Raw genomic sequence first — 22,315 nt, 5'->3', positions numbered from 1 at the left:
GTGGGTAGGCTCGAGGGAAAAACAGCACTGGTAACGGCCGCAGGTGCCGGAATTGGGCGTGCGGCCGCAGAAGCGTTTGCGCGCGAAGGCGCACGCGTGATTGCGACGGATATTGACCCGGGCGCGCTGGAGTCCCTCCAGCAGACCGCTCGTATCTCGACGGAAGTCCTGGACGTGACAGACCGCGATGCCATAGCGGCGCTCTGCGCACGCCAAACGGGTCTCGATATTTTGTTCAATGTGGCCGGTTGGGTCCATCATGGAACCATTGAAACCTGCGAACGCGCTGATTGGGACCGGTCGCTTCTGGTCAACCTGACCTCGATGTACGAATTGTCCCGCGCCGTATTGCCGAACATGGTTCAGAAGGGTGGCGGCGTCATCCTGAACATGAGTTCCGTTGCGTCCAGTGTGACAGGCGCGCCCAATCGCTTCGCATATGGCGCGTCGAAGGCCGGCGTTATCGGGCTGACCAAGGCAATAGCGGCAGACTATGTAGACAAAAACATTCGCTGCAACGCGATCTGTCCGGGAACGGTGGATACACCGTCTCTGCATGGTCGGATGGCAGCGCAGGGCGATTATGAAAAGGCAAGACAGATGTTTGTGGCGCGACAGCCGATGGGCCGTCTCGGAACGGCTGAGGAAGTCGCAAACCTCGCATTGTATCTTGTCTCTGACGAGGCGTCTTTCACCACTGGGGCAATTCATGTCGTTGACGGCGGCTGGACAAATTAGGAGTTGAAGAGATGAGGCTTGTAAGGGTCGGTCCGCGCGGTCGGGAAAAGCCCGGCGTTCTGGATGCGAACGGAGACATCCGCGATGTCAGCGAACTTGTGGATGACTGGGACGGTCTTGCCATGTCTGACGCCGTGCTCGCGCAGCTTCGACAGCTTGATCTCACAACCTTGCCGCATCTGGACCCGAAAGGACGAATCGGGCCCTGCGTCGCAGACGTCGGGAAGTTCATCTGTATCGGCCTGAACTATGCTGATCACGCAGCAGAAACCGGAGCCGACGTTCCTGAAGAGCCCGTCGTGTTCTTCAAGGCCACCAGCGCGATCTGTGGTCCGAATGACAATTTGGAGATACCGCGACGTTCGCAGAAGACCGATTGGGAAGTTGAACTGGGTATCGTCATAGGGAAGCACGCGAAATACATTTCCGAAGATGAGGCGCTGGATCATATTGCGGGCTATTGTGTGGTTCACGACGTATCCGAACGGGCCTTCCAACTCGAAGGCACCGGCCAATGGGTCAAAGGCAAAAGCGCTGATACGTTTGGTCCGATCGGCCCTTGGCTGGTTACGCGCGACGAGATCGAAGATCCGCAAAACCTGACAATGTGGCTCGATGTGAATGGCGAGGCGATGCAGCGCGGCGCGACCTCGACGATGGTCTTTGGTGTTGCCCGTCTCGTGAGCTACCTGTCCCAGTACATGAGCCTGCAACCGGGCGACGTGATTTCCACCGGTACGCCGCCAGGCGTCGGGCTCTCGATGACCCCGCCGCGTTTTCTCCGTTCCGGTGACGTTGTGACGCTCGGTATCGATGGCTTGGGACAGCAGAGACAAGTCTGCGTCGATGCCTGACATGAACGGTTACAAATCTCCGGCCTGAGCCTGCAAGATCGTGCTTTGATCTGTCGGAAATGAACCATCACTCGTTCAGCGAGTTCACGTCCTCTCCCAAGGTCGTCCGGCTTGGCGTGCTGATACGTGTGCGATTTCGCTTTCTCTCGAAATGTGTAGGTCCAGCGGATGCGAACAGCCCTCTCCGGGCCGGGGGCTTGATCGTCTGCATGCTGTAATGACTGCTGCGAATTGGGGTGAAAGCGCCAGATGAAATGCCGCAACCTGAGCTTGGTAAAAGCGAGGTGAAGCAGGCCACCTAGGCCTTCCCCACAATCGGAGTTTTGCGTTGACCTTGGTGCGCACTCAGCCATTATGGTTAATGCAAGGTTAGCCAGAGGGGGATTTCCGGTGACCACATGCGGACGAAATTCGGGACGATTCAAAAATGGACTGGCGACGCTCGGACTATTGTTCGCGCTTGCTGCGCCTGTCTATGCTGCGCCGTCCACGGCAGGTTGCCTTGATTTTGCGGCACCTGAATCGAAAATCAGCCAGCAATGTGAGACGGTCGCGGCCAGCCCCAGCCTGAAGGGTTATGAGGCGGGAATCGCTGCATTCAATGCAGCTCGGGCTTACCTCAGCCAGGCGTCCGTCACGAGCAATTCCTCCAGCCAGTTCGTCAAAGCAGCCGAGTTGGTGAACACGTCGTTCAATCGGCTGTCGGATGCCGCGCTGATGAGTTCTGATCGCGGCACACTTGGGTTCAGCAAGAGAGAATGGAAAAAATGGCAGAAGGCGCCGCTTACGGGCTTTCGCTATGATAGAACTCTGGCTTATGTGAGCGCGCTTGAGGGGCTCGCCAATGCGCAGCCTTTCGCTGCAACCACAATCTGTTCAAGCCAGCAGGATTGCTTCAGCAAAGCACTGGCGCGTCTGGCAAGTGATGATATTGCGGCGCCGTTCGCACCCCGTGGATCAGCGCAGGGCGACTGGCGCTACAACGAATTCTATTTCCGGCGGGGCGAGCTTTATCGGGCCCGTGGGCAATTGGCCGATACGGATTTGGCCATCGATAGTTTCAAGGTAGTTCTCGGCAGCCGTCGTTCCGAGCGTAAAGTCGAGGCGGCACAAGCGCTTGAAACGCTCGCATTGGCGATTGCGGATGAAAATCGTGCGCGGGGCGGAATGTCCCTCAGCCAGGCCATCAAGTATTATTCTATTGCACTGGTCGCCAAGCCGGGAAGTGGGCGGGCGCAGGAAGGCTTGGGCCAGTCCTATCTGCAGCTTTGCCGAGAGGCGACTACAACGCCGGCTCAGCGCGTGACTGACTGCCTGTCCGCCCGAAATGCGTTTGAGGTGGCCAAGGGGCTCGACGGCGCCGACCAGACTCTGGTCCTTCTCGGACTCGGGGAATCGCTCTCGGTTGCCGCAGCTGAGCTCTCCAAGGTGAACCCGGGTGATGGAAACATTCTGCTTTACAAACAGGGGTCTGTTGACGCTTACGCGCAAGCCGCGAGTGGCAGCGGCGGCAATGCGAAGGCGCAGCTTTCCCTGGCCAATGCGCTGAAGTCCACGCAGCCTGGTCGCGCGAGTGAGGCATACAGGCAATATGTTGCGATGGAGCTGGCTTATCCGAACTGGATAGCCGCTGACTGGCAATCGCCAGTCGGCCCGCTGTTTCAGCAAAAGGTGAATATGGTGTCGTCCATGGACGACCGGCGCAGCGTCGCAGACGCGATCATGGCCCTCTACGAAGCGCAGTCGGCGTCTGGCGGGTTGCGCAAGGACATTTCCCTCAGTCTTCTCAACGCAGCACTGGCTGCCCAGCCTTCACTGATCGAGGCGTCCCTGAAAGTGGGCCGACTGCACCTATCTCCCCCGGCGAACTGGATGGCCGCCAATACGGCATTCGAGAATGTCATCAACGCGACCGGCGGGCCCAACGGTCCGCCAGCGGTTGGCCGCGAAAAGGAACGGGCCGAAGCATTCTACGAACTGGGTCGTGCGGAAGCGTTGAACAACAGCACGAACGCACGGGCCCAGACCAGCGCGGCCGGCATCAAATATGCCCGGGAGGCTTTCTCGCTGGACGGTGCCGAGACGCGCTACAAGAAGGCGGCCTGCCTGTCCTATATCGTGACGTTCAAGCCGACGGCGGCGGATCCCGGCAATGCGAGCTGGTGCTCCGGCATCGGCGGCGCAGATGGGCAGCTCCTGCTTGGGATGTATTACTTGCGGATTGCGCAGACGGCGCCAACCTCGCGCCGCAATGCGCTGCGCGATGAAGCTCAGGGTGCGTTCATCCAGGGCAAGGGTCTCGCCTCCCAGCTCGCCGCAACCGGTGCGGTACCTGTGTTCGTAAGTGACTGGCCCAAAGCGCCAGCGCCGATATCGATCGAGACACTGCTCGAAGTGGGCCGGGCGAAAGCCATCGCATGCAACGGAGCGTCTGTGAATCTGGCCTTGTCGCCCGCCGATATCAGTGCCGCGTCGAGCCAGTTCGATTTTTTCCAGGTTGGGGCATGCACACGCTAGTGCAGGAAATTTCAGGAGTGAACAAAAATGGACATCGTTAAGTCTGACGGACTTCCACGCGGTAATATGCCGACCGTATTTGAGGAAAGGACGCTCTTTCCGCCACCGCAGCCACCGGTCATCGATGCGCAATTTTCCAAGAACCGCGGCGGATCGATCGTGCCCGTGCTGATTTTCCTGTTCATGCTCATCCCTTGTGCCGGGCTCGGTTACCTCGTGTGGCAGAGTACCAATCAAGTGGGCCAGTTGCAGACCCAGCTTGATCAGATGGAGGCCAAGGGCAATGACGCCGTCACCGCCGACCTCAACGCCAAGATCGCTGCGCTCACCGCTGACCGGGATGCGCTCAGGGTAGAGGTGGAAACCATCGGCAATAGTCAGAAAATGTTCGATGAAAACATCGGCAGGCTCGTCGGTGAGAGCGCCACCCTGATCACTGAAATTGAAGAACTCCTGGCCGACCAGCGCAAGGGCGGTCCGCCTATACCTGCCAGCCTCAAGACCATTCCGGAAACATGGGACGACGCAGCCATCGAGATTCTTCAGAAGCACGTTGACGCGCTCAGGGCCCATAAGGTGAAAGTCATTGGCCCACGGCCTGTGAAACCCAAGCCCGTCGAAGGCACTATTTCCGGTACGCCGCAATAGAATAGACAGACCAATCAGCAAGGAGCACTCTGGCGATGGCTGAAGCACAACAATCAGGACAGACCGACATGAGCGACGTACAAATGATCTTCTCGCCGACGACGACCGAAAAGGAGACGCCGCTAGACCTCGAAGAGCTCGCGCGGGACTTCCAGACCAATACGGACTGGAATATTCCGGAAGCCTATATGGCCCTTATTCTGTCAGCGGCGTTCGCCGATGGCGAACTCGCTCCGGAAGAACGTCAGGAAATTGCGGCGTTGGTGATGCGGTCGCGTACCATGAAGCGGCTGGACCAAGCCGAACTCGCCAAGGTCAATGCGCTCGTCAACGAACGACTTCAGTCTCGCCCGGATGGTCTCAAGGAAGCCTGCAATTCGCTTCCCAGCGACATGCGTCTTTCGGTCTTCGCGCACTGTGTGGACATTGTGTTGGCTGACGGCGAGTTGCGTCAATCCGAGGCGGACTTCCTGAACAAGATTACCTCATTGCTGCGCTTGGATGCCGATAAGGCGAAGCAGGTGCTGACGGTTGTCATGCTGAAAAACCGGTACTGAAGCGAGAGGATAGTGGTGGTGCGCCTGGCCAAATTCGAGATGAAGCGCACCTGATTGGGTAAACGAGGATGATACAAGCTTCGAGCGGACATGATGCGGATGAAGGGGACATCGAAGTCCTTGCCGCGATCCTGCAGCAGGAGCGTAAGGGGCATTGCCATATCCGCTCCCTTTGCTTCGGCATGTTTGTTTTCAGTTTCGTGCTTCTACTCGGCACGATGGGCGTGATCGGCTTTTCCTTCATTGTCGGGGCTCAGGGCGGGGGCGAAAAGGCCTCACCCATGATCCTTCAGGTACTGGCACCGTTGTCGGCTGCGATGATTGGCTTCTTCGCCAGTTGGTGTGCGGCTCACAATTGCATCAATTCGATTGATCGCTCGCTCTACGCGGCGCAGGCGAAACGATACAAACTCTTCGAAGGCTTTGTTCGCGAGCTCCAGTGCGCAAGCAAGAAAAAACGTAGCCTCCTGTTAGACATGGTTGGTTCAATCGTAGCATAGGACAGACACCATGTCGGACTCCGCCGAACGGCAACTGATCGATCTTGTTTCGCGAGAACAGCGCGGACTCAAGCACATCCTGATCGCCGGCATTACGACGCTTGTTCTTGTGGTCATGATGTCGGCTGGTCTGGGTGTATACTACTATGTAGTTGCCGAGGACCTGTCGGTGAAATCGGAACGTCTGACGGCCGATTCCGACCGGCTTGAAAAACACGCGTTCACGATGCGACGCGATATCGACCAGCAGAACAATCGGGTGGCCGCTCAGGAAGCCGCTATCCGTCGCGCCTATGACGAAATGCGCCAGATGTACGCGGGATCCGCAGGCGGGGAGTCATCCGGCAAGGTGCTGCCTGCTGTCGTCGGCTACCTCGAGCGAGGACGCCACTCGCTCGCAGATGAGCGCCTGATAGAGATACGGTCTGCCAGGCCGGGTAAAAATACTGAGGGCGCCCTGCTGAAAGGCGCGGCGGGCTTGCTTGCTTGGGAACGCAGCGGCGTGCAAATCAAGAAGGGCGACACAGGGCTGCCCGACCAGCTCAAGTCGGCGCAGGCCTCTTTCAACGCGGCGCTAGCCGATCCGGCCTTGCGCACGCTGGCGCAGACCGGGCTCGCCTGGATCAGCTTCATCGACGCGTCGTCGCCACGTTCGAGCTACACATTGGCTGATTGCCAGGCGGTGGAGGCGATGGTCGGCCAGATCGGCAGCGACGATGAACTTGGACTCCAGCCGCTCTACTGGCGCGCCCAGTGCAATCGTAAACTGGGCCGGACGCGGGAAGCACTCAGCGACTATTCTCTGGCGCTCAATCGTGTCGACCCGGCGGCAGACGACACGCCAGACCCTGCCGAGCAAACGATTCAGATGAATGCCTTCCACGGGCTCGGCACCGTGTTGATTACGACGGCTGACCTGCCGACGGACGCAGGCATCGATTCCGCGCGGGCGCTGGCCGAACGGGTGTGTGGCGCAGGCGATGCAGGCAACGGGTCACATCTGATGAAACTCACGCGCGCGTGTCTCGACAAGGCAATCGCCCTGAGGGTTGCGCTCGGTCAGACCGAGAACCAACAGAGTGGATCGGCCGAGAACAAAGGATTCACCTATCTCCGTGATAGCGATTTCGAAGGCGCCTTCAACCATGCGAAATACATCGAAAAGACGGGTCTCTTCGCCTGGAATGAACTTGTCCGAGCATTGTCTGCCGAGCAGGTGGGAGACGTCGAGATCGCACGTGAGGCGCGCCGGAACGTGTCAATGTTTCCGCCGGAAGGGTTCAATGCCTGTGAACTGAAGGCGCTGATGACGCCGGAAGTGTATGAAAATGCGCGGTCCATCATCTCGAGCGAGCATGACGACATGGACGTCACGTGCCGTTGATGAGCGCTTGAATTCCGCGCGCACTTTGGGGATTGCGCGGCCCCAGAAATACATTCGAAAAGTATTCAACGGCGGACAGCTGGGCTTTCCATATCGAGGCCGCTGGCTCTGGAACTCAGGTACAGTTCGAGATCGATATAGGTCGGGTCTCCGAACGCGTTGGGCTCGGCGCGCACGCCGGCATCGCAATCGCGGATACGTCGCTGGAGCGATCCGAGCGTCTGCCATTCCAGGCGATAGGCCGGAAAGCCATTGCCGTGGCCCTGGCTGATCGTGTCGCCTCTCAGGCGCTTGCCTGTGTTCTCGTCATGGCATTGATGGCACGACAGGTTGAACTGTCCCCGGCGGGTAAAGAAATAGTCGCGTCCATTCCGGTAGTGTGCGGTGGCGGCACCATCAATGGAGACTGAAACGGGCATGCCTGCAGACTGGTTGGCGATGAAGGCCGTCAGGGCGAGCAGGTCGTCGTTTTCATAGTCCAGTGCCGACAGGTTCTGGTGGCGGATGCGGCATTGGTTGATGCGGCCTTCCAGGTTGAGCAGGTCGCCAGACGTCTCGTCGATGGCGGGATAGCTGGCGGCGATCCCGGTAAGGCCTTCGCCGTGGCATGATGCGCAGGACGGCGCGTCGCCCGCACGGCTTTCGAAAAGAACTGCCCCGCGGTCGACCCAGAGATAACCCGGATTGGCAAAGCTGTCGTCCTGCATGGCCTGTGTTTCGGCGGTGAGAAAGGTGTAGCCGGATCGGAGGTCGGCAGCGGCCAGGTCCGTCCCAGCAGTCTGGGCGGGCGACGGGCTGCACGCGGCGATCAATGCGGCAACCGCCAGGGCAGGGGATAGCCGGATCATGTGACCGTCAGGGATGCGGTATCGCTCCACATCTCGCCATGCTGGTCGGTCCAGCGGAACGCCAGTGTTCCCGACCGGACCGCCCGCGTGTAGAATGTGAGAAAGGGGTCAGCGGCGATGGCCGGGTGGAAGTCGGCCGAGAAGACCACTTCGTCATCATACACGCATTCGAACCGTGTGATGATATTGCGCGGGATCTGCTCGCCGCGCGACCCGCGTCGATAGCCGCTCTCCATCGGGTGCTGGATCAGCGCCTTGAGCTCGATAATTTCGCCCTTCATGGCGGTCTTCGGAACGGAGAGGCGAATACTGGCCATCAGAGCACCACGCAGGCGGCCAGTGTGACGACTGTCTGCGCGCTACCGGACCAGAGGCTGCCATCATTCATCTCGGCGACAGCTTGAACGGCCTGTGTGCCGCCAAGGCGGATACGCGTGGCGACGGCGGCCCGTCCGGCACGGGGGCCAAATTGGAATCGGGCGACATTTGCAATGGGGTTGCGCGGCGAGAAGATCGCGATCTGGCGCACATGATCTTCCTCCGTCATCGGGCTGTCGATATCGACTGAGAAGGGCACCGAATAGCCGTTCTCAGCAATGGCGGGGAGCTTGAGCGTGACGCGACCCTCGCGGATCACGCGGCTGCCGAACAATTCCTGCTGGGCGGCCTTCACGTCGTCAGGCGTCGCAAAGGCAGGCAGCGGCGTTGCGGCGATCAGCACACTGCCGGCGCCAAGCCGGATCAGGGCGCGGCGGCTGAACGTTTTCTCTGGCTGGGCGGAATGGTCAGGCATCGGGTTCCTTCAACGACGACAGATAGGCGATGAGGTCTTCCACATCTTCAGCGGAGAGGACCGGTTCGCCCTCATGCGCGTTCGACACCTGATATAGGTCGTGCGTGCGATAGTAGGAAGGCATCAGCACACCGGGCCGCACCTGCTCATAGTCAACCACGCGCAGACGCAACTGGCCGGGCGAGAGGCGTGAACCGATTCCCGTGAGGGCCGGACCGACATCCCCCTGGAATTCCGCCTCAAGGCCAGCGACCTGGTGGCAAAGCACGCAATGCCCCCCGTCGCGGGAGACGAACAGGGCCTTGCCGTGCGCGGCGTCAGTGATCGTGTCTGCAAGCGGAAGCGGGATCGAGTCGCCGTCAATCTGGTTCGGCGAAACGAGGTGCGAACTGTCCGGCGTGCACGCGGCTGTCAGCAGGCAGGTAAGGACGGCAATCGTACCACACCGCATCATCCGAAGGCCTCGCCAGTAATGGCTGCGAACCAGGCTTCGGCCTGTGCGGCTTCAGCCTTGCGGACGTCAGGGCCTGCGGCAAGCGGACTGAGCCCACCCGCACCATCAATGTTTGTGAACTTGCCGCCCGCATTGGAGTAGACGCCGGCAATGGAGACGGCTTCGTCCGGGGTGATGAAGGAATAGCAGGTATTGGCCAGCACAGTCGGCTGGGCGTCCATTTCGGACAGGAGCCGCGCAACGGCGATGGCGCAAACTTTGGCTTGCAGGTTTGCCGAGAAGGCAGATTTCGGCATCGGGGCGGCGATTGTCGCGTCGCCGATGACGTGGATGCCGGGCTGGAGCGTGGACTCGAAGCTGGTTGCGTCAATCGGGCACCAGCCCGTCGCGTCCGCAACCCCTGCGCGTGCAGCAATCTCGCCGGCCTTCTGGGGTGGGATGACATTGGCCACATCTGCCCGAATGTCCTCGAAGTCTGTGGACAGGGTAAGCGTCGCTGGGTCGACGCGGATGACACGTCCATCCTGCGACGCCGCGCGCCATTCGAGATGGTCAGGGTAGTGCCGTTCCCACGCTTCCTTGAAGAGCGGCATCTTGGAGAAGCTATCCTGGCTGTCGAGGATGAGAAGCTTGGAGTTCGGCTTGTGGTTCTTCAGGTAGTTCGCGATGAGGCTGGCGCGTTCGTAGGGGCCGGGCGGGCAGCGGAAAGGAGGCGCCGGAACAGACATCACGACGAGGTCGCCATTGTCCATCGCTGCGAGTTGGTCGCGCAGGCGAAGTGTGCCCGGCCCGGCCTTCCATGCATGGGGCATGCGATCTACGGCGGCGGCATCATAGCCTTCTATGGCGTTCCAGCGAAAATCGATCCCGGGCGACACGATCAGCCGGTCGTAGCCCAAGGCGCGTCCATCGCCGCAGGTGACGACCCTGGCAACGGGATCAATGTCCGTTGCTCGCTCGGGGATGACGGCAATCCCGGAAAGGCTAAGCGCTTCATAGGAAAAATACTGATCAGCGATCGACCGTGTGCCGCCGATCACAAGGTTGCTGAACGGGCAGGCCGTATAGGTCGCATTGGGCTCCAGCAATGTGATGCTGGCTGATGGCAGGAGGTCGCGCAGCATGCGCGCCGCCGTGGCGCCGCCGAAACCGCCACCGATGATAAGGACACGGGCGCGGGTTTTTGCAAAGGCGGGCAGGGGGAGGAGGCTCGTCCCGGCAAGTGTGCCGATACCCGCCATGAAGCGTCTTCGATCAACTGGAAAGCCGGGCTTACTCATCGCTGGCCTCCGCGCTGAGATATTGGCTGATAGCTTCAAGTTGCGTCTGAGAATAGCCGCGCGCAATGCGGTGCATCACGGTCGTGCCGTCCGCGTCGGTTTTGTAGAAGGCAAGTCGCGCTGAAAGTGTCCCGGCGTCCATCCGGTCGAGGCTTGGCACGCCCATGCTGGGTCCGGCATGGCACCCTGAGCACGTTGCCGCAAGCGAGGCAGCATCGGTCAACCGGCTTGAATCGGTCGCTGGTTGTTCAGGCGAAGGAAGAACGTGGGCCTGCTGGCACGCCGCTGCGAGAAGCAGTGGGGCGACCAGCAGGCATGATCGTGCGAACATCAATCTCAGGCGTCCCGCAGGTTCTGGTCCTTGATGGGCAGTTGTCGAACACGCTTGCCTGTCGCCGCAAAGATCGCGTTGAGCACAGCCGGGGCCGCCACAGCAATGGTCGGCTCGCCAACACCGCCCCAGAAACCGCCGGACGGCATGACCAGGGTTTCGACCTTGGGCATTTCGGAGATACGCATGGAATTGAACGTGTCGAAATTCTTCTGCTGGGCAACGCCATTCTCGAATGTGATTTCGCCGTAAAGCATGGCCGACAGGCCGTACACGAATGAGCCTTGCACTTGGGCTTCGACCTGTTGCGGATTGACTGCGTAACCGGGATCCGTCGCCGCGACGATGCGGTCGATCTTGAGGCTTCCGTCGTCGACGACGGTGACTTCGGCGCAGGCGGCAGTATAGGAACCGAAGGAGTAGAAGTTGCAGAGGCCGCGTGACTTCCCGTCATCCGATCCCCAGCCGGATTTCTCGGCGACGGCCTTGAGCACGGCTTGCGAATTAGGGCTGTCTTTCAGGTGGGCGAGACGGAATTCCAACGGATCGCGGCCCGCTGCATGGGCCAGCTCGTCCATGAAACATTCCAGGTAAATCGCATTCTGGTTGGCATTCACGCCGCGCCAAAATCCCGGACGTACCGGTGGGTTGCGCATGGCATGGTCGACCAGGAGGTTGTCGAAAGTGTACTTCATCGTCTGGTCTTCGACACGGGCGTCAACGCCGGACGGCAGGAGTCCCTGGAAGGTGGCGAAGTCCATGCCGTTGGCGAGCGCCTGTGGCATCAGCGCCGCGAGAATGGATTGGCCCGAAATGCGGATATGCAGTCCGGTAAGATTGCCGTCTGCATCAAGTGCGCCACGCGCCTTTGCTTTCGTGGTCGGGTGGAAGAAGCCGTGAAGCATGTCCTCTTCGCGTGACCATTGCAGCTTTATCGGCGTGCCGGGCATCTGCTTCGCGATTTTTACAGCCTGGCTGACATAGTCCGACATGCCCCGTCGGCCGAACCCGCCGCCGAGGAGAAGCTTGTAAACGTCGCATTGTTCAATCGGGAGACCGGCGGCATCGGCAGCTGCAGCAAGCGCTGCTTCACCATTCTGGGTGGGGCACCAGACTTCGCACTTTTCAGGAGTCCAGATCGCAGTGGCGTTCATCGGCTCCATCGGCGCGTGGTTCTGGAACGGCATGTTATAGGTGGCTTCGATGACTTTGGCCGCATTGGCAAAAGCCGGGGCGATGTCACCCACCTTGTTGCCGGTGAAGGCATCGTCGGATGTGAGGCCATCATCAAGCTCGGTCTCGAATTCGGCGCTGGAGAACGCCACGCCAGCTTCCCATTCCACCGGCAGGGCGAGGACAGCCTTGTTGGCGCGCCACCATGTATCGGCGACGACGGCGACAGCATCGTCGCCTACCTGTACGACATTCTTCACGCCGGGCATGGACATGACAGCCGTCGCGTCAAAGCTCTTCACCTTGCCGCCAATCTGCGGCGACTGCCGGATGGAGGCCGTCAACATGCCATCAAGTTTGACATCGGAGCCGTAGACCTGTGCTCCCGTGAGCTTGTCGGCGGTGTCGAGGCGCAGCTTGGGCTGGCCGATGATGGTCCAGTCCTTCGGGTCCTTGAGCGTCACCTCAAACGGTGGCGCGAGTTGTGCCGCGGCAGAGGCGAGCTTGCCATAGGTGAGCGTCTTCTTTGTTCCCTTGAGCGAGACCACACCTTTGGACACAGTGCATTCGGTGACTGGAATGCCCCATTCCTTGGCGGCGGCTTCGACCAGCATGATGCGGGCCGCCGCTGCGCCTTCGCGGACATACTGGTGCGAGCGGCGAATGCCGCTGCTGCCGCCGGTGGAGAAATCGCCCCAGACGCGGTCGCGGGCCAAGTTCTGGCCGGGCGTCGGGTATTCCGTCGTGACCTTCGCCCAGTCGCATTCAAGCTCCTCGGCGACCAGTTGCGCGAGGCCGGTCAGGGTGCCCTGGCCCATTTCGGAACGCGCGATGCGAACCGTGACCGTGTCGTCATGGCCGATATGAACCCAGGCGTTTACTTCCGGGTTTGGCTCCATGTCCGAATAATCGGGCTCACCCGGCTTCTTTGAGCAGGCGGCAAGCACACCGATGGTGAGACCAGTGGCGCCGGTGGCGATGATAAACTTGCGGCGGGAAAGGTTGAGTAGCTCTGTCATGATATCTGCCTCAGGCTTTCTTGGTCTTGGCGAGGTGAATACCTTCGCGTACGCGGACGAAAGTTCCGCAACGGCAGATATTGGTGATCTCGGCATCGATGTCTTCGTCGGTCGGGTTCGGATTGGTATTGAGCATGCCCGCGACAGCCATGATCATGCCGGGCTGGCAGTAGCCGCATTGCGGCACGTCCAGTTCAGCCCAGGCCTGCTGGACCGGATGGCTGGCCCCCTCAGACAAACCCTCAATCGTGGTGATTTCTTCTTCACCCGACAGCGCGCCGAGAGGATAAACGCAGGATCGCACGGCAACGCCGTCGACATGCACTGTGCAGGAGCCGCATTGGGCGATCCCGCAGCCATACTTCGCGCCGGTAAGGCCAATGTGATCTCGCAGTACCCATAGAAGCGGTGTGTCCTCTTCTACATCAACGGTATGCGTTTTGCCGTTCACCTTGAGATTTGCCATGTCCACACTTTCCTCTGCCGCAGGCGCGCTTTGCCTTGCTCAACTATAGCGCAGGCGTCGCGAATTGCGATTTAAAATCGTGTGTTTTCGAATACGTGATTGTTTTGAGCCGTGTGAAATCCCGCCTGCAGGGCACTTTCGTTACGTCTAGCCAACCAGACCCGCAAGGCTGACCCAGCGCAGGATCAGGCGACAAGCGACATAAAGAATCAATACCGCGGTGAGGCGCTTGATCCATTTAGGCTGGAGCCCCTGAGCGGCGAACCATGAGCCGATCTGTCCACCGACAAGCACCGCAGGCAGTAGCGGCCAGTAAGGCAGGACAAGCGAAAGGACATCTGTGTCCTGAAGCTTCATGATCTGGCCTGTGAGACCGGAAAACGAGTTGGCGAGGATGAAGAGGCTGCAGGCCGCCGCAATCTGGCGTGGCGGCCCCCATTTCAGCATGTACAGTATCGGTGCCAGGAAGATGCCGCCGCCGATGCCGACTAGCCCGGATACAAGACCGATGCTCCCGCCGACGGCAAGACCAATGATGGCGGACGCTTTGTTTTCCTCTTGATCCGACAGTGCTTCCGGGGCGGATTGGAACACGAGGTGCAAGCCTGACAACAAGAGCGCCCCGCCGAGCAGGCCGATAAACATGGTTTCTGAAACCGGCAAACGCCCACCAAGCCATGCTGCGGGAATGGATGCGGCAAGGAAGGGAACAAGACGCGCGATCCGCAGGTGCCCTGCCTGCCAGAACCGAATGACCCCGCCCGTGACGACGATGATGTTGCAGCACAGCGCGATCGACGGAAGGATCCGGTAGTCAGTCCCGTTCAGGACAAGCAAGGCATTATAGGTCGATCCGCCACCGAAACCGACCGCAGCATAGAAACCGGCCGTAATGAAAAAGAGGATCGCTAGCAGGATGGGCAAGGGATGGGACCTATTCGAGTGGCGCGATCATCAGGACCTTGACGAGATCGCCTGCCGCCAGAGCCGGCGCATCGGAAAGCCTGCGGATCAGGGCATTGGCGGTCAGGAACGGACGAATGAGCGAGCTGTCCTGATTGACGGCAGCCTCCACCCTAAGCATGCCTTCAGCATCGACATGCACGAGGGCGCGCAAATAGGTCTCGCGGCGTCCCGGCTCCGGCAACGCGCTGACGGATCGTGCGCTGATCAGTGCGCGCCCCATTCCGCCTTCGATCAATGGTCTCAGGAACAGGTGGGCACATACGAAGGCTGACGCGGGATTGCCGGGCAGGCCGAGGACACGCTGGGCACTCCGCGTGGAAAACCATGTCGGCTTGCCGGGCTTGACGGCCACCTTCTCGAAAACGGGTGTGAAGCCAGCGTCAGCGAAAGCGGGCCGCATCAGGTCGTGATCCCCGACCGAAGCACCGCCAACAGGCAGGAAAATGTCGATATCCGGTGCCGCACCGATCCTGGCGCGTATCGAGTCCATGGTGTCATCGGCGACACCCAGGTCGACTGGTTCGCCACCCCATTGCCGGATGAGCGCGCCCAGCCCTTCGGGGTTGGAATTGACGATCTGTCCCGGTTCAAGAATCGATCCGGGTGCGCGCAGTTCGTCACCATTCGCGAGGATGCCCACGCGGGGACGTCGAATTATACTGAGCGTGCCATGGTTGGCTGCTGCTGCAATGGAAAGGCCTGCGGGGCTGACCAATTCGCCTGCGCTGAGCAGTTCGTCGCCTTCGGCAAAGTCGATGCCGACCTGGCGGACGAATTGCGCTGTCTCATAGGCGTTGCGACAGACAAGCGTATCGCCATTTCGGTCTGCATCTTCCTGGATGACGACATGGTCGGCACCTTCAGGAATGATGGAGCCTGTAAAGATGCGCAGGGCTTCGCCCTTTCTGATCGCGCCTTCGAAAGGTCGGCCAGCGGGCGCATCACCGATGACGCGCAATCGCGCGCCCGGCGTGCCGACATCAGACAGGTGCACGGCATAGCCGTCCATCGCCGACACAGCTGCAGGCGGCCGCGACACCTTTGCCGTCACAGGGGCGGCCAGCCGCGCGCCGAGCGCAGCAGCCAGCGGCACCGTCTGAGCCGGAAGGCCAAGCGCATGTTCCGCCAGAAGCGTCAACGCCTCGTCGACGCTGATCAATCCGCTCATGGCGCAGGTTTCCGGTAGTCGCCAGATTTCCCGCCAGTTTTCTCGATCAGTTCGATACCTTCGATGACCATCGCCTTGTCGATGGCTTTCAGCATGTCGTAGAGGGTGAGGCAGGCGACTGACACGGCCGTGAGCGCTTCCATTTCGACGCCGGTCCTGCCGGTCGTCTTCGCCGTGGCGATCACGCGCAAGGCCTCCGCATCCCCGTCACGTTCGATCGACACCGTCACGCTGGTGAGGGGCAGGGGGTGGCAGAGCGGGATAAGGTCCGAGGTGCGTTTGGAGCCCATGATGCCGGCCAGTTCGGCTATGGCAATCGGATCACCTTTCTTGGTGTCGCGGCTGAGGGCCCGCTGCAGGGTTTCCGGTGCCATGCGTACGAGTCCCGCCGCAATCGCGGTGCGCTCAGTTTCCACCTTGCTACCAATGTCCACCATGCGGGCGCGGCCATCGGGGCCAATGTGCGACAGGTCGTTCATATCGTTCAACGCTCCTGCAGGCGCGGCATGAGTTCGACGAGGTTGCAGGGCTTGTGGCGGCTGTCGAGCTGCAACGAGATAACCTTGTCCCAGCCATCCTTCACGGCACCATTCGAGCCCGGGAGGCAGAAGATGAATGTTCCGCCTGCAAGCCCCGCGATGGCCCGCGATTGCAGTGTCGAGAGCCCGACGCTCTGGAAGCTGACCTGATGGAAAATGACGGAAAAACCGTCAATTGTCTTTTCAAACAGCGGCGTGACTGCTTCGGGTGTGACGTCGCGCCCCGTGAGGCCAGTCCCGCCGCTGGAAATGACGACGTCGACATCGGGATCGGCGATCCAGGCCGAGACTGCGCTGCGGATGGCGGTCACTTCATCGGCCACGATTTGGTGGTCTGCCACTTCATGGCCCGCCGACCGGATGCGATTGGCCAGAAGGGTACCGGATGTGTCGGTCTCGACCGTTCGCGTATCGCTGACAATCAGGACAGCAATCCGTACCGGTACGAACTCAAGGGATTCATTTATGCCATGCATGAGTCAGGCTCCTGTTTACGACCAGCGGTCGCGGTCTTCGTAATCTTCAGGTCGCGGTTCGACCCAGTGTGCGCCAGAGTCCGTCGTTTCTTTTTTCCAGAAAACGGCTTCTGTTTTGAGATAGTCCATCAGGAAATCGGCGGCTTCGAAAGCAGCGCGCCGGTGTGCCGAGGCAGTCGCCACGAACACGATGGGCTCTCCCGGTGCGAGGTCGCCGATGCGGTGGATGACCAATAGCGCATCAAGTGGCCAGCGCTTGTTTGCGTCCGATGCCGCCTTGGTGATGCCGCGCTCAGTCATGGGGGTATAGGCCTGCAGGTGAAGCGTCTTGACCTTGCCAAGCTTGCTGGTGTCTCGGACGAGTCCGGTAAAGCTCACAATGGCGCCTGCGCCCATCGCGCTTTTTTCAAAGTCGCGAAGCGCTTCTGCGGCATCAAAAGGGGATTCCGTGAGCTTTATCACGTTCACCCTCCGCCAACCGGTGGCAGGAATGCGATGTCGTCGCTGTCCGCAATCGGCCACGGCTCAGACACGATCGTGTCGTTTATCGCGACCCGAATGGTTTTTTCCAAAAGAAGCCCACCCAGCTGGCGTTCATTGTCCAGCCAGGCTCTGAGAGCAGACGTGTCATTGATTCCCGCAGGCAGGGCGACCGTTTCGGTGTTGGTACCAAACGCATCCATGAGCCGTCCGAAGAAGTGGAGTCGTGCCATCGCTTAGCCTCCCGTCGTGGACATGTGGCGTGGAAGCGCCGGCGCGCTTCCGCGCCGTTTGATTTCGAAATCATGCTTTTCCGGCTTAGCGAAAAGCGCCTTGTCGAGGGCGGCATCAAGCGCAACAGCCGGGTCTGCCGACTCGCGTAACGCGGCGCGCAGGTCAACATGGTCATCCTGGCCCAGGCACATGTAGATGCGGCCCGTGCACGTCACGCGAACCCGGTTGCAACCTGCGCAAAAGTTGTTGGTAAGCGGTGTGATGAAGCCAAGTCGTCCCCCGGTTTCCTTGACACGCACATAGCGGGATGGACCGGCGATCGGATCGCGGCTGGTTTCCTCGGTAAGGGTCCAGCGCGTTTCTAGGTCATCGCGGATCATCGGCACTGGAATATATTGGTCGATACGGTCTTCGCCCGTGTCGCCAAGCGGCATGACCTCGATCAATGTCATATCCATGCCGCGCGCGTGGGCCCACTCGACCATATGCGGGATTTCGGCGGCATTCTGGTGCTTGAGCGCGACTGTGTTGATCTTGATCTTGAGCCCGGCTTCAAGCGCAGCATCAATCCCATTCAGGACCTTTGACAGGTCGCCGCGCCGGGTGATCTCCGCAAAGTTTGCAGGGTCCAGCGAGTCCAGCGAGACATTCACCCTGCGGACACCCGCGCGCATGAGGCCGTCGGCATGCTCAGCCAACAGCGTGGCGTTCGTCGTTAGCGTGAGCTCGTCCAGCCCCTGGCCCATGAGGCGCCCGAGACGGTCGAACAGGTATCCGATGTCCTTGCGGACGAGTGGTTCTCCGCCCGTCAGCCGGATTTTGCGAACGCCCCGTTCAACGAAAGCCGTCGCGACCCGGTCTAGTTCTTCCAGCGAGAGAAGCTCAGCCTTCGGCAGGAATTTCATGATCTCGGACATGCAGTAGGTGCAGCGCAGGTCACAGCGATCGGTCACAGACAGGCGCAGGTAAGTGACCTGCCGCCCATAGCGGTCAATCAGCGGTGCCTTGCCTGGAAGTACCAAGCCGTCAGCCATTCAGCAGCTCCTCTGCGCGTTGAAGGTCGAGGCCGCAATCAATATCCATCAGCAAGTCAGGGGCGGCCGCCACGACTCGTCTCATCGGGATGTTCTCGAAAATCTGGCGGGCTCCCCGGTCTCCCGTAACAGCCACCAACTTGTCGAAATGATCGCGACGGAACAGGGCAGGGGGCGAAAGCCTGCCTCCGGTTTCCGACATCACCGCACTGGCGCCTTGCGAAAGCGCTTCGGCCAGTCCTTCAAGATGCGTGTCCGTCACGAATGGCATATCGCCAAGCAGGATCAACGCGTTGTCGGCATCGGTCGCGTCGCGGACATATTGGCTGCCGATCGCAAGTGAGTTCCCCTGGCCGTCCTCCGGTGCCGGATTGAGAACAATTTCGAATCCCAAAGCTTCAAGACAGGTCCTGCGCGCACTCTGGTCCGTGCCGACCACGGCGACACGCTTGGCGACGGAGCGGTTGGCGAGCGCGCCAGCGGCGCGCGCGAGCACGGGACGGCCATCAAGATCGGCCATCAACTTGTCGCCCGCCCCGAACCGGGAGGACAGGCCGCTTGCGAGGAGCAGGATCGCGGTGCGATCAAACATGGACGGCCTCCTTGGCGTGGAAGGCTTCAACAATCTCGGCAAGTGTGGAGATGGCGAGCATCGACGCATCGCGCATGGATGGCACGAGCCCGACAGGCCCGCGGATCCGCTGGATATCATTCGCCGACATCCCAGCCTCTCTCAGGCTCTCGCATCTCTTGGCATGGGTCTTCGCGCTGCCGACAGCGCCAATGAAAAAGGCCGGCCCGCGCAATGCCTGCTTGAGCAACGCAGCTTCCCAGTGCGCATCGTGGAACATCAATACAAACGCTGTCGAGCGATCGTCTTCGACAGGTGCAAGACTGCAGGGCGTCGTGAGGCGTGTGACGGATCCGACCCCCGCAGATCGCACAGCGTCGTAGTCAGCTTCGTCGGGGAGCTGCAGGTGCAACGCAAACCCGGTGGCAGATGCGAGCCGCGCCAGCGCGATACAGTCGGCACCGCGGCCGGCGATCCTTAGCGACAGCTTCGGTTTGTAGACGGTCCGGAACAGGGGCGCTTCACCGGGCACGGCATCCATTGCGATCTCACCCGTGGTCAGCACGGCGAACCGCACAGTCTCTCTGTTGTCGAGCCTGTCGTGCATGATGGAGATCGTATCCGGTGTCACGTTCGGCACAATCAGGATGTCGATGGCGCCACCGCAGGGTAGGCGAATATCGACGAAGGGTGATCCCGTGCCGTATCGCAATTTGCGCAACTGACCGGAATTGAGCGCCTCCACGGCGTTCAGACGGACATCGGCATCAATGCATCCGCCTGAGACATAGCCTGCAGAATCGCCGTTCCGGGATACCGCCATCAGGGCGCCGGGTGTCCGCACCGCGCCGCCCTCGGTCGCAGTGACGATGACAAGCGCGACCTCGGCGCCGGATTTGGCGAAGCCGAGCGCTGCGCCCAGCACGTCCTGGGGGTGCTCATGAGTTGCCAGGGGCGAGGCTGAACGCATCTCATCGTTCTAAATGGTGATTTATATCGATACTAGCCCCCGGAGGGCTAAATCATCGCCGCGATCTTGCGGCGGCTCGCTTTTGTCGCCTCCTCCGCCTGTTGGCAGAGCGCATCATACAATGAAAGCACTTTCAGCCCCTGTTCGGTAAGCACGGCACCGCCGCCATCCTTCCCGCCATGGCTCGACTCAATCAGGGGCGAACGAAACAATACGTTCATGCTCTCGACCAGCTTCAGCGCACGCGGATAGGACATGCCCAGTGCGCGCGCAGCCCCCGCAATGGAGCCGGACGTTCGTATTGCTTCGAGCAGGGCAGCCTTTCCCGGGCCGAACCGGCCTCCCGTTGGCGTATCAAGACGTATGCTCAGCTTCAATTCCATATTGGAGTGTCCTGATTGCAGCTGCTATACCGGCTCCGAACGACGTCGCTTTCATCCCATACAAAATTCCCCCGGCCGCCTGTCAAACGAAAGGTGACCGAAACACAGCTCTTTCTTGAGCCACCTGACAAACCGCCGACCTTCGACCGGGCCGGTCACAGCGATTGAGCAGGATCAAGTGCGGCGGCCCGGCGGCGTGTAGACGCAGAATGTAAAACAGCGCGAGGAAACCATGAAGATCAGAGATATTAGCGTATGTATGTCGTCGCCCGAAGACGACATGAAGGCATTCGAATTCGCGCGTACATTTGCGGCGTCGCGCAATGCCCACCTCAGCTGTGCGGCCTTTACGATTCTGCCGCCCATGTTCACGGGCTATGGTATAGGCGGTGCCGGCGAGGTCTATGCGTCCATGCTTCAGGAAGCGCGGAACGCGATGATCGCGGCGTGGGACGCGTTCGAGCAAAAGCAGGTTGGTAAAGAGCCGGCCGTGGAAGTGCGCCACTTCGAGATGTTTTCGAATCGCGTCGAAGCGCTGTCCGCCATGAATGCCCGTCATGCTGATCTCGTCATCGTGCGCGCGCCTGATAAACAGGACGCGCAGCCTCATGCGGACATGCTGGAAGGCGTGCTGATGGGAGGCGGTCGCCCGGTTCTGGTTCTGCCCGCAGACTGGACCGGCGAGACAGTCGGTAACCGCGCGGTCGTTGCCTGGGATGCCAGTCGCGAAGCAGCCCGCGCCGTGCATGACAGCATGCTGGTCCTCTCAGATGATGCGAAAGTCTGTATAGCGACGGTCGACGCAAATCCTGGTGAAACAGGTTACGGTCAAGTCCCGGGATGGGATATCGGTGCGCACGTCTCCCGGCATGGATATAAGGTTGAGGTCCGCAACGAGGACAGTACCGGTCGCTCGGTTCCGCATGTCCTTCTCGATCTGGCGACATCCTGTGACGCTGACCTGATCGTTCTGGGCGGCTATCGGCACTCGCGCCTTCAGCAGTCCATCCTGCCGGGCGTCACCCGAACATTGCTTCGCACATCGAAAGTTCCGCTCTTGCTGTCGCACTGAAACGACAGCAAGCTGCCGGCACTATTTCAGGGGAAGCTTGATGTCCTGGAGGCGCACACGAACGTATGAGCCGGGCGCGGCGCCAAGTCCCATGTCCTTCGGTTCGACAGCGGCTTTCTTCTTGCCGGACTTTGGCCGCAGCCAGTCCCACCAATAGGGCCACCAGGAACCCGGGTGCTCCTCGGCTGTCTCCAGCCATTCTGCGCCGGTCGGCGTGATCTTGCCGCCGGTCCAGTGCTGGTATTTCTTGCTGTCCGGATGGTTCACCACGCCGGCAATGTGACCGGAGCCAGACAGGACGAACTTCGTGTCGCCGCCGAATACGGTGGCCGTACGATACACGCTCTCGAACGGACAGATATGGTCATCGCGGCTGGCCTGCACCATGACCGGGATCTTGACGTTCTTCAGGTCTATCTTTTCCCCAAGCAGGTCGAAATCACCGCTGGACAGTTTGTTGTCGGAATAACAATCCTTCAGGTAGCGCTTGTGCACTTCGCCCGGAATGTTGGTCTGGTCGGCATTCCAGTAGAGCAGGTCGAACGGTCGGGGCGCCTTGCCCAGCATGTACTGGTCGATCACGTAGCGCCACACGAGGTCGATCGGGCGCAGCCAGTTGAAGGTCTCATACATCATCGCGCCGGGCATCACGCCGCCATTCTCGTCGATGACGCTTTCGAGATAGCCGCGGCCCGGGCCGTCGGTGAAGACTTTCAGGTCGCCGGCCAGTTCGAAGTCGGATTGCGACGCAAAGAAAGTGGCCGATGCGATGCGATCGTCATCATGCGCTGCCAGTAAGGCTGAGCTCGATAGGTGCGGTGTTCTTCGGCCGGGTCGATCTCGTCGAGGTTTGTCATGCC

The 22,315-nt window shown here is 60.4% G+C and carries 26 protein-coding genes and 1 pseudogene; 8 read left to right on the top strand and 19 right to left on the bottom strand.

The window, feature by feature from the left end; translation table 11 throughout:
• The 7 genes from AADA04_RS08965 to AADA04_RS08935 all read left to right on the top strand — a co-directional run bounded on the left by AADA04_RS08965 (position 1) and on the right by AADA04_RS08935 (position 7,198).
• Entirely contained in the window at positions 1 to 738 is a 738-nt protein-coding gene (locus tag AADA04_RS08965; RefSeq protein ID WP_340692917.1) for an SDR family oxidoreductase, read from the top strand.
• An 11-nt stretch (positions 739 to 749) separates the two neighbouring features.
• A complete protein-coding gene (locus AADA04_RS08960; protein ID WP_340692916.1) occupies positions 750 to 1,592 on the top strand; it encodes a fumarylacetoacetate hydrolase family protein in 843 nt (280 codons plus the stop codon).
• 390 nt (positions 1,593 to 1,982) lie between these two features.
• On the top strand, positions 1,983 to 4,109 hold the full coding sequence (locus tag AADA04_RS08955) for a hypothetical protein (protein WP_340692915.1): 2,127 nt from the start codon (positions 1,983 to 1,985) through the stop codon (positions 4,107 to 4,109).
• Between the two features lie 27 nt (positions 4,110 to 4,136).
• Positions 4,137 to 4,757: a hypothetical protein gene (locus tag AADA04_RS08950; protein WP_340692914.1), complete on the top strand. Its 621-nt coding sequence runs from the start codon at positions 4,137 to 4,139 to the stop codon at positions 4,755 to 4,757.
• Positions 4,758 to 4,825: 68 nt separating this feature from the next.
• Positions 4,826 to 5,314, top strand: a complete 489-nt coding sequence (locus AADA04_RS08945; RefSeq protein ID WP_340692913.1) for a tellurite resistance TerB family protein — start codon at positions 4,826 to 4,828, stop codon at positions 5,312 to 5,314.
• A 68-nt stretch (positions 5,315 to 5,382) separates the two neighbouring features.
• On the top strand, positions 5,383 to 5,814 hold the full coding sequence (locus AADA04_RS08940; protein WP_340692912.1) for a hypothetical protein: 432 nt from the start codon (positions 5,383 to 5,385) through the stop codon (positions 5,812 to 5,814).
• Positions 5,815 to 5,824: 10 nt separating this feature from the next.
• Entirely contained in the window at positions 5,825 to 7,198 is a 1,374-nt protein-coding gene (locus tag AADA04_RS08935) for a hypothetical protein (protein ID WP_340692911.1), read from the top strand.
• A 65-nt stretch (positions 7,199 to 7,263) separates the two neighbouring features.
• On the opposite strand, the gene soxA is transcribed toward AADA04_RS08935, so the two are convergent.
• The 18 genes from soxA to AADA04_RS08845 form a co-directional block, all read right to left on the bottom strand.
• Positions 7,264 to 8,046: a sulfur oxidation c-type cytochrome SoxA gene (soxA, locus tag AADA04_RS08930; protein WP_340692910.1), complete on the bottom strand. Its 783-nt coding sequence runs from the start codon at positions 8,044 to 8,046 to the stop codon at positions 7,264 to 7,266.
• On the bottom strand, positions 8,043 to 8,363 hold the full coding sequence (gene soxZ / locus AADA04_RS08925) for a thiosulfate oxidation carrier complex protein SoxZ (RefSeq protein ID WP_340692909.1): 321 nt from the start codon (positions 8,361 to 8,363) through the stop codon (positions 8,043 to 8,045). Before soxZ ends, soxA begins: the two co-directional genes overlap by 4 nt.
• Entirely contained in the window at positions 8,363 to 8,839 is a 477-nt protein-coding gene (locus tag AADA04_RS08920; protein WP_340692908.1) for a thiosulfate oxidation carrier protein SoxY, read from the bottom strand. The genes soxZ and AADA04_RS08920 overlap by 1 nt, the downstream gene beginning before the upstream one ends.
• On the bottom strand, positions 8,832 to 9,293 hold the full coding sequence (gene soxX / locus AADA04_RS08915; RefSeq protein ID WP_340692907.1) for a sulfur oxidation c-type cytochrome SoxX: 462 nt from the start codon (positions 9,291 to 9,293) through the stop codon (positions 8,832 to 8,834). Before soxX ends, AADA04_RS08920 begins: the two co-directional genes overlap by 8 nt.
• A complete protein-coding gene (locus tag AADA04_RS08910; protein WP_340692906.1) occupies positions 9,290 to 10,573 on the bottom strand; it encodes an NAD(P)/FAD-dependent oxidoreductase in 1,284 nt (427 codons plus the stop codon). Before AADA04_RS08910 ends, soxX begins: the two co-directional genes overlap by 4 nt.
• Positions 10,566 to 10,739: a hypothetical protein gene (locus AADA04_RS08905; protein WP_340692905.1), complete on the bottom strand. Its 174-nt coding sequence runs from the start codon at positions 10,737 to 10,739 to the stop codon at positions 10,566 to 10,568. Before AADA04_RS08905 ends, AADA04_RS08910 begins: the two co-directional genes overlap by 8 nt.
• Before the next feature lie 170 nt (positions 10,740 to 10,909).
• Complete coding sequence (locus AADA04_RS08900) at positions 10,910 to 13,096, bottom strand: molybdopterin cofactor-binding domain-containing protein (RefSeq protein ID WP_340692904.1); 2,187 nt, start codon at positions 13,094 to 13,096, stop codon at positions 10,910 to 10,912.
• A 10-nt stretch (positions 13,097 to 13,106) separates the two neighbouring features.
• Positions 13,107 to 13,562, bottom strand: a complete 456-nt coding sequence (locus AADA04_RS08895) for a (2Fe-2S)-binding protein (protein WP_340692903.1) — start codon at positions 13,560 to 13,562, stop codon at positions 13,107 to 13,109.
• Positions 13,563 to 13,709: 147 nt separating this feature from the next.
• Positions 13,710 to 14,486, bottom strand: a complete 777-nt coding sequence (locus tag AADA04_RS08890; protein ID WP_340692902.1) for a sulfite exporter TauE/SafE family protein — start codon at positions 14,484 to 14,486, stop codon at positions 13,710 to 13,712.
• Positions 14,487 to 14,496: 10 nt separating this feature from the next.
• Positions 14,497 to 15,696 (bottom strand): molybdopterin molybdotransferase MoeA, encoded by a 1,200-nt coding sequence (locus AADA04_RS08885; protein WP_340692901.1) that lies wholly within the window; start codon positions 15,694 to 15,696, stop codon positions 14,497 to 14,499.
• Entirely contained in the window at positions 15,693 to 16,175 is a 483-nt protein-coding gene (moaC, locus tag AADA04_RS08880; protein WP_340692900.1) for a cyclic pyranopterin monophosphate synthase MoaC, read from the bottom strand. The genes AADA04_RS08885 and moaC overlap by 4 nt, the downstream gene beginning before the upstream one ends.
• A gap of 5 nt (positions 16,176 to 16,180) precedes the next feature.
• The gene (gene moaB, locus AADA04_RS08875) at positions 16,181 to 16,711 is read right to left on the bottom strand and encodes a molybdenum cofactor biosynthesis protein B (protein WP_340692899.1); all 531 of its coding nucleotides are present in this window, start codon (positions 16,709 to 16,711) and stop codon (positions 16,181 to 16,183) included.
• Positions 16,712 to 16,726: 15 nt separating this feature from the next.
• The gene (locus AADA04_RS08870; RefSeq protein ID WP_340692898.1) at positions 16,727 to 17,173 is read right to left on the bottom strand and encodes a molybdenum cofactor biosynthesis protein MoaE; all 447 of its coding nucleotides are present in this window, start codon (positions 17,171 to 17,173) and stop codon (positions 16,727 to 16,729) included.
• 2 nt (positions 17,174 to 17,175) lie between these two features.
• The gene (locus AADA04_RS08865) at positions 17,176 to 17,424 is read right to left on the bottom strand and encodes a MoaD/ThiS family protein (protein WP_340692897.1); all 249 of its coding nucleotides are present in this window, start codon (positions 17,422 to 17,424) and stop codon (positions 17,176 to 17,178) included.
• 3 nt (positions 17,425 to 17,427) lie between these two features.
• Positions 17,428 to 18,459, bottom strand: a complete 1,032-nt coding sequence (moaA, locus tag AADA04_RS08860) for a GTP 3',8-cyclase MoaA (RefSeq protein ID WP_340692896.1) — start codon at positions 18,457 to 18,459, stop codon at positions 17,428 to 17,430.
• Complete coding sequence (locus tag AADA04_RS08855) at positions 18,452 to 19,051, bottom strand: nucleotidyltransferase family protein (protein WP_340692895.1); 600 nt, start codon at positions 19,049 to 19,051, stop codon at positions 18,452 to 18,454. Before AADA04_RS08855 ends, moaA begins: the two co-directional genes overlap by 8 nt.
• Entirely contained in the window at positions 19,044 to 20,000 is a 957-nt protein-coding gene (locus tag AADA04_RS08850) for an XdhC family protein (protein ID WP_340692894.1), read from the bottom strand. Before AADA04_RS08850 ends, AADA04_RS08855 begins: the two co-directional genes overlap by 8 nt.
• Before the next feature lie 47 nt (positions 20,001 to 20,047).
• Positions 20,048 to 20,383 (bottom strand): LysR family transcriptional regulator, encoded by a 336-nt coding sequence (locus tag AADA04_RS08845; RefSeq protein ID WP_340692893.1) that lies wholly within the window; start codon positions 20,381 to 20,383, stop codon positions 20,048 to 20,050.
• 280 nt (positions 20,384 to 20,663) lie between these two features.
• Here AADA04_RS08845 and AADA04_RS08840 point away from each other — a divergent pair, with 280 nt between their 5' ends.
• Positions 20,664 to 21,455 (top strand): universal stress protein, encoded by a 792-nt coding sequence (locus tag AADA04_RS08840; RefSeq protein ID WP_340692892.1) that lies wholly within the window; start codon positions 20,664 to 20,666, stop codon positions 21,453 to 21,455.
• A gap of 21 nt (positions 21,456 to 21,476) precedes the next feature.
• Here the strand turns inward: AADA04_RS08840 and AADA04_RS08835 are convergent.
• A pseudogene (locus tag AADA04_RS08835) lies at positions 21,477 to 22,315 on the bottom strand (class I poly(R)-hydroxyalkanoic acid synthase); the annotation flags it as partial.

This window comes from Hyphomonas sp. (genome assembly GCF_037969335.1).
In the GTDB taxonomy this organism is placed as follows: Bacteria; Pseudomonadota; Alphaproteobacteria; order Caulobacterales; family Hyphomonadaceae; genus Hyphomonas.
This window is presented reverse-complemented; position numbering and strand designations above follow the sequence as displayed.